The sequence below is a fragment of the Chitinimonas arctica genome, assembly GCF_007431345.1.
Lineage (GTDB): Bacteria > Pseudomonadota > Gammaproteobacteria > Burkholderiales > Chitinimonadaceae > Chitinimonas > Chitinimonas arctica.
This window is the reverse complement of the sequence record NZ_CP041730.1, coordinates 1,049,472-1,061,232: the sequence shown is the minus strand read 5'-3', so window position 1 is coordinate 1,061,232 and position 11,761 is coordinate 1,049,472. Positions and strand designations below refer to the sequence as shown.

General features: G+C 61.7%; 13 protein-coding genes. 7 read left to right on the top strand and 6 right to left on the bottom strand.

Annotated features, from left to right (window positions below):
• Positions 1-60: 60 nt before the first annotated feature.
• Together FNU76_RS04720 and FNU76_RS04715 are read right to left on the bottom strand one after the other, a co-directional pair.
• Positions 61-369 (bottom strand): addiction module antidote protein, encoded by a 309-nt coding sequence (locus FNU76_RS04720; protein ID WP_143856635.1) that lies wholly within the window; start codon positions 367-369, stop codon positions 61-63.
• 11 nt (positions 370-380) lie between these two features.
• A complete protein-coding gene (locus FNU76_RS04715) occupies positions 381-671 on the bottom strand; it encodes a type II toxin-antitoxin system RelE/ParE family toxin (RefSeq protein ID WP_143856634.1) in 291 nt (96 codons plus the stop codon).
• Between the two features lie 308 nt (positions 672-979).
• Here FNU76_RS04715 and FNU76_RS04710 point away from each other — a divergent pair, with 308 nt between their 5' ends.
• Positions 980-1,342: a cupin domain-containing protein gene (locus FNU76_RS04710; RefSeq protein ID WP_143856633.1), complete on the top strand. Its 363-nt coding sequence runs from the start codon at positions 980-982 to the stop codon at positions 1,340-1,342.
• A gap of 67 nt (positions 1,343-1,409) precedes the next feature.
• Here the strand turns inward: FNU76_RS04710 and FNU76_RS04705 are convergent, their stop codons facing one another.
• Positions 1,410-2,270 (bottom strand): DMT family transporter, encoded by an 861-nt coding sequence (locus FNU76_RS04705; protein WP_143856632.1) that lies wholly within the window; start codon positions 2,268-2,270, stop codon positions 1,410-1,412.
• A gap of 117 nt (positions 2,271-2,387) precedes the next feature.
• Between FNU76_RS04705 and FNU76_RS04700 the strand changes: the two genes are divergently transcribed.
• Complete coding sequence (locus FNU76_RS04700; protein WP_143856631.1) at positions 2,388-3,173, top strand: MOSC domain-containing protein; 786 nt, start codon at positions 2,388-2,390, stop codon at positions 3,171-3,173.
• Positions 3,174-3,179: 6 nt separating this feature from the next.
• Here FNU76_RS04700 and FNU76_RS04695 read toward each other — a convergent pair whose 3' ends face one another.
• From FNU76_RS04695 to dapC, 3 genes are all read right to left on the bottom strand, one after another.
• Positions 3,180-4,787, bottom strand: a complete 1,608-nt coding sequence (locus FNU76_RS04695) for a GGDEF domain-containing response regulator (protein WP_143856630.1) — start codon at positions 4,785-4,787, stop codon at positions 3,180-3,182.
• 170 nt (positions 4,788-4,957) lie between these two features.
• Positions 4,958-5,782 (bottom strand): 2,3,4,5-tetrahydropyridine-2,6-dicarboxylate N-succinyltransferase, encoded by an 825-nt coding sequence (gene dapD, locus FNU76_RS04690; protein ID WP_143856629.1) that lies wholly within the window; start codon positions 5,780-5,782, stop codon positions 4,958-4,960.
• Positions 5,783-5,824: 42 nt separating this feature from the next.
• Entirely contained in the window at positions 5,825-7,018 is a 1,194-nt protein-coding gene (gene dapC / locus FNU76_RS04685) for a succinyldiaminopimelate transaminase (protein WP_143856628.1), read from the bottom strand.
• 134 nt (positions 7,019-7,152) lie between these two features.
• On the opposite strand from dapC, the gene FNU76_RS04680 reads away from it, so the two are divergent.
• The 5 genes from FNU76_RS04680 (at position 7,153) to tmk (ending at position 11,730) form a co-directional block, all read left to right on the top strand.
• The gene (locus FNU76_RS04680; RefSeq protein ID WP_143856627.1) at positions 7,153-7,518 is read left to right on the top strand and encodes a hypothetical protein; all 366 of its coding nucleotides are present in this window, start codon (positions 7,153-7,155) and stop codon (positions 7,516-7,518) included.
• 84 nt (positions 7,519-7,602) lie between these two features.
• Positions 7,603-7,791, top strand: coding sequence for a YjfB family protein (locus FNU76_RS04675; protein ID WP_143856626.1), 189 nt, complete (start codon positions 7,603-7,605; stop codon positions 7,789-7,791).
• A gap of 220 nt (positions 7,792-8,011) precedes the next feature.
• A complete protein-coding gene (gene yoaA / locus FNU76_RS04670) occupies positions 8,012-10,066 on the top strand; it encodes a DNA repair helicase YoaA (RefSeq protein WP_223879223.1) in 2,055 nt (684 codons plus the stop codon).
• 1 nt (position 10,067) lies between these two features.
• Entirely contained in the window at positions 10,068-11,111 is a 1,044-nt protein-coding gene (gene mltG / locus FNU76_RS04665; protein ID WP_308418612.1) for an endolytic transglycosylase MltG, read from the top strand.
• Position 11,112: 1 nt separating this feature from the next.
• Entirely contained in the window at positions 11,113-11,730 is a 618-nt protein-coding gene (gene tmk, locus FNU76_RS04660) for a dTMP kinase (RefSeq protein ID WP_143856624.1), read from the top strand.
• Positions 11,731-11,761: the final 31 nt, after the last annotated feature.

The window sequence follows — 11,761 nt, the reverse complement described above, 5'->3', positions numbered from 1 at the left end:
TGGGTATGCCGTAGCCGATTAGGCTGGTTTACGCAGAACAGCCTGGGTTTTGCGCTATGGCTAGGCTGAGGTAGCCTCTTTCTTGGCGCTGGCATGCAGCTCCAAGCCGAGAGTCTTCATAACTCTTAAAACTGTGGAAAATGAAGGATTGCCATCAATGGATAGCCCCTTGTATAGACTTTCGCGTGATAATCCAGACGCAGCGGCTACTTGCGCCATGCCGCGCGCGCGCGCAATGTCCCCTAGCGCCTTGGCAATAAGGGCCGCATCGCCATCGGCCTCTGCGATACAGGCATCCAGGTATAGGGCTTGGTCTTCTCGTGTGGCGAGATAGTCTGCCGCATCCCAATCGGTAATTACGGGTTTCATGATTTTATTCCTCATAGGTCTTTACGCAATTGCAATGCAGTTTGTATATCTCTTGCCTGGGTGGATTTGTCACCGCCAGCTAGTAGAATGATCAATTCGACTCCTGTCTGAAAGTAATACACCCTATAGCCTGGTCCGTAATCAATGCGTAATTCGGACACGCCATGCCCAACGGGTTTGGCATCTCCGTGGTTACCTAGTGACAGTCTGGATAAGCGCGCATTGATACGTGCCTTCACTGTTTTATCACGTAAACCTTGAAACCACATTTCGTATACGCTAGTTTTGCTTATTTTTAGCATGTTAATTGTAGCCTGTGGGATACATTGTGACAAGCTGTAAGTTGGCGGCCCGCAGTGATGGCAACGAATGCGTGAGGATAGAGACTCTCGGCATGGGTATGGGTTCCCCAAGTGGGGTACCCAACGATAGCAGTGCGTTGAGCCCTACAACCTTGTGTCGGGAAACAGAAATTCAGATGGCAAATCTGATAACAGGATATTTATTCGAGACGCAAAATCTGTACGCATTTTGTTTGCGTCGGCAGTGCTGGATGGCGGTGCGCTATTGAAAACGCTGAATTTTTTATTTTCAAAAAAATGGGGCTGAAATGCATTTCTTATCAAGAATTATTCTATCGCTTGTATTTTTAATGAGTGTTTCTTGGGCGGAAGCCTTGGCGACGAAGAGAACCTCACACCTTGCAAATGACAAGGTGGATGTATGGGAAGCCGTCATTTACCCTGGCGCCAAGCAGGTACTGAAAATGCACCGGCACGAACACGACCGGGTCTTGGTCGCACTCGATAGTGGAACCCTGAAAATCACGGATAAGCAAGGAAAATCCCACTACATGCAGCTCGAGAAAAATAAAAGCTATTTTTTAACCAAAGATATTCCGAACGAACTGCATCAAGACGAAAACGTAAGCACTCATCCAATAAAAATCATTGTGATGGAATTAAAAAATTAACGGCGAGGCATATACGCCGTTCATTTTTCTGCTCGCAGCAGCCTGGGTTCTATGGATGCGCACCGCCTCAATCGCTGCGCGCCTTGGCCAGCCAAACCCCCGCCACGATCACCATCGCGCCGCCGAATTGCAGCCACGATACCGCTTCCCCAAAGATGGCCCAGGCGGCAATGGCGGAGACCAGCGGTTGGAACATCAGTGCCAGCGCCGATACATGCGCGGCAACATGGCCCAGGCCATAGGCGATCAGCGTCTGGCCGCCTACCTGGGTGAGCAGGGCGAGGGCGATCAGGACGGCCCAGGCATGGGAGCTGGTCGGCATGATGACCTCGCCGCGTGCCAGGGCGATGCCCAGCAGCACCACCGATGCGGCCGCGCCGCTCAATGCCATCAAGCGCATCACCGGCACCTGCTGGCGCACCAGCTTGATCGTCAGTAGATAGCCGCAATAGAACACCGCGGCCAGGCTGGCCAGCAGGTCGCCGCGAAAACGGTCGGGCGCGACGCTGAAATTCTCGCCGGTCAATAGCAATACGCCCAGGACCGTAATGGCGAAACTCAGGTAGAAGTCGCGCGAGATCGGTTCTTTCCAGATAAACCAGCCGATGATGGGCACGCAGAAAACCGGCACGCAATTGCCCAACAGGGTGGCGTTGGCCACGGTGGTGATATGCAAGGCCAAGTGCCAGATCGAGAGGTCCAGCGCAAAGAACAGGCCGACCAGGGCGATGCTGGCGTATTGCTTTCGGCTCAGCGGCGGCGCCGGACTGCGCAGGCTCAGCAGCCAAAGGATGGGCGTAGCCAGCAGCATGCGCCAAAAGCCGGTGGCAACCGGCCCGACATCGCTCAAGCGGACAAAAATACCGGCAAAGGCAATGCAAGCAGCCCCCAGCAGGAGGGCAGGAAAGGCGAGGCGCGGAGTGGACATGGCGGTGCGATTGCGGGAGGAGGCGGAATTCTACGGTGCCGCCACCTTTGTTGAGCATATATTTGTCGTCGCCGCCGGATCGGGGCAGACTTGTGACCCCACCAGCCGGAGCCCGTCATGCGTCTAGTTGAAATCCACGTCCATCCGCTTAAATCCTGTCGCGGTAATCTGGTCGAGTCGGCGGTGGTCGAAGCGATGGGTTTACAGCACGATAGGCGTTGGATGCTGGTGGACGAGGACGGCGGCTTTATGACGGGGCGGCAGCATCCACGCCTGGTGCTGCTGGAAGTACGAACCGATGCGGACGGCGCGACCTTCGTGGCGCCGGGCATGGATGATTTGCGGGTCAATGTAGCCGAGCTGAAGCAGCGCATGGATGTGCAGGTGTGGGGCAAGGAGTTCGAGGCCCGCTGCGGCAGCGATGAAGCCGATTTCTGGTTTGCCGATTACCTGGGCAGCAATTGCCGGCTGGTTTTCGTCGGTGACGAGACCACCCGGCGCACCAGTTCCGACGGCACGGTGCCGGTGGGTTTCGCCGACGCCTATCCGCTCTTGTTGATCGGTACCGCTTCCTTGCTGGAACTGAACAAGCGGCTATTGCAGCCGGTGTCGATGCGGCATTTCCGTCCCAACCTGGTGGTGGAAACAGACGTGCCGCATATCGAGGATAGCTGGCGCCATATCAGCGTGGGGGGCGTGCGGTTCGAGAATCTCAAGCCTTGCTCGCGCTGTATCTTTACCACCGTGGATCCCAAGACCGGCCAGCCCTCGCACGACCGTCAGCCGCTCGAAGCGCTTAATGGCTACCGCCGCTTCGAGGACGGCACGATGTTCGGTATCAATCTGGTTGCCCGCAGCCTGGGTGTATTGCAGGTAGGCAATGAAGTTACCGTGCAGCCCTGAGGGCGGTTAACCCCGGACCACCACGCGGTCGCGGCCGGCACGTTTCGCTTCGTAGAGGGCTTCATCGGCCTGTTTGACCAAGGCTTCACCATTGCTGATCAATGGGAACTGCGCCACGCCGCTCGAAAACGTGGTGTTGAACCAGGTCTCGTTGAAGGGGTGTTTGATCTGGCTGAAGTCATGGCGGATGCGGTCCAAGATCTGGAAGGCCTGGGTCAGGGTTGCGCCGGGTAGCGCGACCAGGAACTCCTCGCCGCCATAACGACCCAGGATATCGCTCTTGCGCAGGCGCTGTTTAAGCAGCCAGGCCAGGCTGCGTATCACCTGGTCGCCGACCGGGTGGCCATAGCTATCGTTCACCTTCTTGAAATGATCGATGTCGATCATCGCCACGGCCATCGGTTCTTGTTCCGCCATCGCCAGATTGAGGGCGGTATCCAGCCTTTGCTTGGAGCTGGTGTGGTTCAGCAGGCCGGTCAGGCTGTCGTGGAACATGGAGCGGCGCAGGGAGCGGTAGCGTTCGATCTTGCTCTTGACGATGGCGTTGAGGATGACCGGATTGAAGGGCTTGGTCAGAAAGTGGTCGCCACCCAGCCGCAAGGCTTCGATCTGCAGGGCTACGTCGGTTTCGCCCGATAGGTAGACGATGGGAATGGACAGGAATTCGGTGTGCTGGCGTATTACCCGGGCCGCTTCCACGCCGGTGCAGTCCGGCATATGCATATCCATCAGGATCAGGTCGGGCTGGTAGCGCTTCAGGGTGGTCAAGACCTCGCGCGGCTGGGCGATCGCCAGGCTTTCGATGCCGTTCTCGCCCAAGGTGCGTTGTACCAGCTTGCTGGCCGTCAGCGAATCCTCCACCACCAGTACCCGATAGGGCGCTTCTTCCTCGCCGCCGTTCAATTCGACGATCTTGGCCATGATGGCCGGTTGCGGGGTGGCGCGGACAAAGCAGAAGTCGCAGCCTGCCCCCAGGATCGCCTGCAGGCAGCTGAAGTCGGCTTCGATATTCAGCCCCAGCAGATTGCTGGCGGAGAAGCGCGCCCGGATCATCTTGATGCGGCGGCTGGCTTCGGTGGCGCTGAGGCCCAAGGTGTCGAGCATCAGGATGGCCGGCTCATCCTGGGCATTCGGCACGTTTTGCCAACCAAAGACTTCCACCCGCACGCCGAAATAACCCAATTGCGTGATCAGATCGCGCCAGGCAGGCGATTTGTCGCCGATAAACCAGACGCGCCGAGGGGGCGCGAGATCGTCGGCGGGGTCGCTGTCTTGGCTGCCGGCGCGGCGCTCTTCAATGGGCCGGCTGCCGTTCTCGATATAGCCGGCCACCCGGGCCGTCAGGCCGGCGATACGACTGGCCAACTCATCGAACACATGTTCGGGTACGGGATGGCTGAGCTCGTCGCCGAATAGCGATAGGGCTTGCTGTTCCAGGTCGCGGGCAATCTGGTGCAGGCCGGACAGGCCCTTGCTGTGCAGGAACTCGGCGAAGCTGGAGACGGTGATGGCGAATTCGACGAACTGCTCGAAACGCGGCGCAGCGCGGTAGGCGCGCCAGTTGGCATCTAGCGCTTCACATTTCTTCTGCAATTCGGCGGGGGGACAGAACATACGGGGAGCCAACGGGTATCTTGCTACTCAGTCTAGCACGCGCGGGCCGCGGGCTTGGGGGATGCGCGGCGGAATACGATAGCTATTTGCCGGCATTGCCGCCGGATACCGGTTTTCCCCGGTATCGCGGCGGTATTTATATAGATGGCCAGGCCGTGGATCTGTGCGCCTTAGATGCCGCGCAGCAGCTCGTTGATGCCGACCTTGCCGCGGGTCTTGGCATCGACCTTTTTCACGATCACGGCGCAATAGAGGCTGTACTTGCCATCCGCCGAAGGCAGGTTGCCGCTGACCACCACCGAGCCGGCCGGTACGCGGCCGTAGCTGATCTCGCCGGTTTCGCGGTCGTAGATGCGGGTGGACTGGCCGATGTAGACGCCCATCGAAATTACCGCGCCCTCTTCGACGATCACGCCTTCGACGATCTCCGAGCGGGCGCCGATAAAGCAGTTGTCCTCGATGATGGTGGGCGAGGCTTGCAGGGGCTCCAGCACGCCGCCGATACCGACGCCGCCGCTCAGATGCACATTCTTGCCGATCTGGGCGCAGGAGCCGACCGTGGCCCAGGTGTCGACCATGGTGCCTTCGCCGACATAGGCGCCGATATTCACGAAGGAGGGCATCAGTACTGCGTTCTTGCCGATATAGCTGCCACGGCGGACCATGGTCGGCGCGACGACGCGGAAACCGGCCTGGCGGAATTGTTCGTCGCCCCAGCCGGTGAACTTGCTGTCCACCTTGTCGAAGTAGTTGAACTCGCCGCCGTCCATCACCCGGTTGTCGTAGGCGCGGAAGGACAGCAAGACGGCTTTCTTGGTCCAGTCATTGACCACCCAATCGCCATCGCGTTTCTCTGCTACCCGCAATTGGCCCTGGTCGAGTTCCAGCAGTACCTGGTCGATGGCGGCGCGCAATTCGGCCGATACATTGCCGGGGGTGATGTCGGCGCGATTCTCGAAGGCGGTTTCGATGGTGGCCTGGAGTGGATGGGTCATGGCGTATATCTCGTTGAGGTCGTGAGGTAAGGGGGCGCTGGGTCAAGCGCAGAATTCGGCGATACGGCGGGCGCCTTCGACGCAGTCTTCCAGCGGCGCCACCAGGGCGATGCGGATGCGTCCGGCGCCTGGATTGTCCGCATGCGCCGCCCGGCCCAGGTAGCTGCCTGGCAGGACTGTTACATGGCAGGTTTCGAACAGGGCGCGGCAAAAGGCAGCGTCATCCTGGCCGAAGCGTGCGGGAATGCGGGTCCACAGGTAAAAGGCGGCATCCGGCCAGCCGGCCGCCAAGGGCTCGGCCAGCAGCGGGACCACGGCATCGAATTTGGCGCGGTACTGGTCGCGGTTCGCTTCCACATGGCTTTCGTCGCGCCAGGCGGCCGCGCTGGCGGCCTGCACCATGGCCGACATGGCCGAGCCATGGTAGGTGCGGTAGAGCAGATAGCCGGCCAGCAGCGCGGCATCGCCGGCGACAAAGCCGGAACGCATGCCGGGCGCGTTGGAGCGTTTGGAGAGGCTGGAGAACACCACCAGCCGGCTGTAGTCGCGGCCCAGCTGTTGGGCGGCCTGTAGTCCGCCCAGCGGCGGGGTGTCGAACCAGATTTCCGAATAGCACTCGTCGCTGGCGATGATAAAGCCATGGCGGTCGGACAATTCGAACAGCTGGCGCCAGTCTTCCAGGCTCATGACCGCGCCGGTGGGATTACCCGGGGAGCAGACGAACACCAGTTGCGTGCGCCGCCAAACCGTTTCCGGCACCTGCGCCCAGTCGGGTTGCATGTCCAGCGCGGGGCGGCAATCCAGGTAATAGGGCTCGGCCCCGGCCAGCAGGGCCGCGCCCTCGTAGATCTGGTAGAAAGGATTGGGCGAGATCACCACCGGTTTATCCTCGCCGCGGCTGTCCACCATGGCTTGCACAAAGCTGAATAGCGCTTCCCGGCTGCCATTGACCGGCAGCACCTCGCGCGCCGCATCGGGCCGGGGGATGCCATAGCGGGCAGCCAGCCAGTCGGCGATGGCGCCGCGCAGCTCCGGCGTGCCCTGGGTGGCCGGGTACTGCGCCAAACCGGCGAAGTTGGCCTGCAGCGCCGCCATGATCAAGGGCGGGGTAGGGTGCTTGGGCTCGCCGATGGAGAGGTCGATATGGCGTAAGGCGGTAGTCGGCCGGGCATCGGCCAGCAAGGCCTTGAGGCGCTGGAAGGGGTAGGGTTGGAGACTGTCCAGCAGCGGATTCATGGGGGGAGCAGACGCAATGTTCGAAGCCGTCGATTATAAGGAGCTTTACGGCTCGCGTGGGCTTGTCGGCTGCTTTGCGATCTTTCACGTTAAACTAGCCGGCTTCGCGTTACCGTACGACCCAGGAGTCCCGCATGCTATCGAATTCCCTACCGTGTTCCGGCATTCTCCAACGCCTTGCCGGTGCCGTGCTTGTTTTAGCCTTTGCCCTTCCCGCCATGGCGGAGGGTAGCCAAGCCGAGCCCATCGTGGCCGCCCCGCCTGCCAGCCTTCCCGCTCCGGTCAAGGCCGATGCCCCCCTGCTGGGCGATACCCCAGCCGCGGCCGAGCCGGTCGTTAGCGGCAAGCGCCCCAAATCGCGCGCGGAAACGCGCCGCGAGACCCTGGCCGAACGTCGTGCCGCCAAGGGCAAGACGGTGGGCCAGCGCCGTAACCTCATGGCGGGCAAGGCCAAGCCGATTAAAAATCGGAAAAAACCGCTAAAGAAACGCTCACGGTAGCCGATATCTTGTCCATCGGCCGCGCAGGTCCCCTGTGCGGAGCGATGGATTGCCTGGAGTTTTCGGGCGTAAAGAGGAGAAGCCATGGATGTTTCCAGCATCGCCAGTACGGCATCCGATATGGCCGCGGTGCAGACGGCCAATACGGCGGCGATCATGGTATTGCGCAAATCGATGGACATTCAGCAGCAGAATGCCATGACCTTGCTGCAAGCCCTGCCGCAGCCCAGTAACCCGCCCAATCTGGGTAACCGGATCGATGTCCGGGCTTAAAGGGTTGAGATCGTACAACTGCTATCGCTGAGCGCCGCTTTTTCGAGCGGCGTTTTCTTTTCCAGAAGGTGACCGCTGTTTTACCGGCGAAAGCCGATTGCCGGCATGCTGGGTTGGTGATCAAGCGGGGCCGGCCCATCCTTGTCCCGGACGTCGGCCCGGCCGCAACGGGCCCATGCTAGAATCGTTGCGCCTTTTTTCCTTAGCAGCCCAAATTTCCGTGACCACTCTTGCCGATGTATTCGACGAAGGCGGCTTGTTCAGCCAAGCCATGCCGGGCTATCGGCCGCGCGCCCAGCAGCGGGAGATGGCCGAGGCGGTCCAGCGCGCCATTCGCGGCAAGAAGGCCCTGATCGCCGAGGCGGGGACCGGAACCGGCAAGACCTACGCCTATCTGGTGCCGGCCCTGCTGTCGGGCGGCAAGGTGATCGTTTCCACCGGTACCAAGACGCTGCAGGACCAATTATTCCACCGCGATCTGCCCAAGGTCAGGACGGCGCTGAAGGTGCCGGTCAGCATTGCCTTGCTGAAGGGCCGCGCCAACTACGTCTGTACCTATCACCTTGAACGGGCGCTGGCCGACGGCCGCTTTGCCCGCAAGGAAGATGTGACCCATCTGCATGCCATCGCCCGTTTCGCCGCCACTTCGCGTGACGGCGACAAGTCGGGTTGTTCGGCGGTGCCCGAATCGGCGCCGGTGTGGCAGCAGGCTGTGTCCACCCGCGATAACTGCCTGGGTTCGGAATGCCCCAATCACCAGGACTGCTTTGTGATGCAGGCGCGCCGGCAGGCCCTGGAGGCGGACGTGGTGGTGGTCAACCACCATTTGTTCTTCGCCGATGTGTGGCTCAAGGACGAAGGCGCAGGCGAGCTGCTGCCCCGTTGCAATACCGTGATTTTCGACGAAGCCCACCAGTTGCCCGAGGTGGCCAGCCTGTTCTTCGGCGAGACGGTGGCCTCGGGTGCGCTGCTGGAGCTGGCGCGCGATAGCCGCGAAGAGGCCTTGGCGGCCGCCAAGGATTTCGTCCATCTGCCCGCCGCCGCAATGGCCTTGGACAAGGCGACCCGCGATCTACGCCTGGTCTTCGAGCAGGACAGCCTGCGTTCGCCCCAGCACCTGCTGGCCGACAACGAGCGCTTCCATGCCGCCCTGGGCGACCTGGAAGGCGCGCTGGGCAAGCTGTTCGAGCTGTTGGCCGACCAGGCGGAACGTTCGGAAGGTCTGGAGAACTGCCGGCGCCGGGCCGCCGAGCAATTGGCGGTGCTGCGTAGCTGGTGCGCCGGCCTGCGGGCGCCGACCTTCGAGGCTGCCGCAGCGGCGGCAAGCAAGCCGGCCGTTGCCGAGGCCGGCAAGGATGCGGCCGCCGAGCCTGGCTCGGATGATGTGTTCTGGATGGAAGTCAGCCCCCACGGCTTCCAGCTCAATATCACCCCGCTGGATATCGCCCGGCTGTTTGCCCGGCAGATGGACGGGGAGCGGGCCTGGGTATTTACCAGCGCCACCCTGGCCATGAACGGCAATTTCAAGCACTACACCCATGAAATGGGCCTGTGGGAGGCCGATCAGGGCACGTGGGAGTCGCCGTTCGATTACAAGCAGCAAGCGCTGCTCTATGTGCCGCAAGGCCTGCCCGAGCCGAACAGCCGCGACTATACCGCGGCGGTGGTGGAAGCAGCCTTGCCGCTGGTCCAGTTGGCCGAAGGCCACGCCTTCCTGCTATTCACCAGCCTGCGGGCCATGCGCGAGGCCCATGAGCTGATCAAAACCCGCCTGGCCGGCCTGGGGTTGGACTATCCCATCCTGTTGCAAGGCGAGGGTACCCGTACCGAATTGCTGGAACGCTTCCGCACCCAGCCGAATGCCATCCTGGTTGCCAGCCAGACCTTCTGGGAAGGTATCGACGTCAAGGGGGAGCAGTTGCGTCTTGTCGTGATCGATAAACTACCGTTCGCCGCACCGGACGATCCGGTCCTGGCGGCCCGTATCGACAAGATCAACAAGGCCGGCCGCAACGCCTTTATCGAGTATCAGCTGCCGCGTGCGGCCATTACCCTGAAGCAGGGCGCCGGCCGGCTGATACGCGACGAGACCGACCAGGGCGTGCTGATGATCTGCGATCCGCGCCTGGTCGAAAAACCCTATGGCAAGCAGATCTGGAAGGCGCTGCCACCGATGCTGCGTACCCGCGAGGCGGGCGTGGTGGAGCGCTTTTTTGCCCGTATGAAGACCCGGTCGCAAGGCGACCAGCCGGCAACCGAAACCGTGGAAGACTGAATTGGCACGTAAGAAGAAGCAATCCGCTAAGCCACGCAGGGGCGTGGTCCAGGTGTTCAGCCGGCTCGCCATCCTGTTGGTATTGTTGGTGCTGGTACCCGCCGGCGCCTATGTCTGGCGCTATATCCATACCCCCCAGCCGCTGGCCGAATTGCCGCGCAGTTTCGTGGTGGAGCGCGGCGGCAATATGCGCACCGTGGCGAACCAGCTGGAGGCCGAGGGACTGCTGGAACACCCCTGGCTACTGACCATCATTGCGCGCCTGAACGGCGATGCCATGCGTATCAAGGCCGGCAGCTATGAACTGAGCCAGCCCTTGACCCCCCTGGAATTGCTGGCCAAGCTGACCGATGGCGATGTCAGCAGTGCCAGCCTGACCATCGTGGAAGGCTGGAACTGGCGGCAGGTCAAGGCGGCCTTGGCGCGCGACCCGGATCTGCGCCACGACAGCGCCGCCATGGATGACGCCGCCCTGCTGGCCGCGCTGGGCAGCAAGGCGCAGAGTCCGGAGGGCTTGTTCTTCCCCGATACCTATCACTTCGCCAAGCAGAGTTCCGATGTGCAGGTGCTCAAGCGCGCCCAGGAGGCGATGGAGCGGCAACTGAAGGCCGCCTGGGGGGCACGCGCCGCCAATCTGCCGCTGGCTTCGCCCTATGAGGCGCTGACCCTGGCGTCCATTATCGAGAAGGAAACCGGCGCGGCGCGGGATAGAAGCATGATCTCCTCGGTTTTCATGAACCGGCTGGCCCAGGGTATGCGCTTGCAGACCGATCCGACCGTGATCTACGGGCTGGGTGAGCGCTTCGACGGCAATCTGCGCCGGGTCGATCTGGAAACCGATACGCCCTGGAACACCTATACCCGCGGTGGTCTGCCGCCGACCCCGATTGCCATGCCCGGACAAGCCGCCTTGCTGGCGGCCACCCGGCCGGCCCAGTCGCAAGCCCTGTATTTTGTCGCCAAGGGCGACGGCTCATCGTATTTCTCCACGACGCTGACCGAACATAACCAAGCGGTACGCCGCTATCAGCTGGGAGCCAAATAATATGGCGCAAGGACGTTTTATCAGCCTGGAAGGCCTGGACGGCGCCGGCAAGAGTACCCATCTGAGCTGGCTGACGGCCCACCTGGCCGAACGCGGCATCGACCATCTGGTCACCCGCGAGCCGGGCGGTACCCCGCTGGGCGAGCAATTGCGCGAGCTACTGCTCAAGCAGCCCATGCATCTGGAAACCGAGGCCCTGCTGATGTTTGCCGTTCGCCGCGAACATCTGGCCCAGGTCATCGAGCCGGCGCTGGCCGCCGGGCGCTGGGTGGTATGCGACCGCTTTACCGATGCCACCCATGCCTACCAGGTCGGCGGCCGCGGCTTGGCCCTGGATAAGTTCACCATGCTGGAACAATGGGTACAGGGACGCGAGCAGGGCTTGCTGCAGCCGGACCTGACGCTGTTGTTCGACGTGCCCCTGGAAGTCAGCCGGGCCCGCTTGGCCAATGGCCGCGAGCTGGACCGTTTCGAACGCGAGCAGGATGCGTTTTTCGAACGGGTGCGGGACGCTTACCATGCCCGGGCCGCCGCCTCGGCAGGCCGGATGCGCGTGATCGATGCCAGCCGGTCGATCACCGCCATCCAGGCCGAATTAGCCCAGCTGCTGGCCGCTTAAGGCAGCCTGTTCGCGTACCCATTCCGATCGG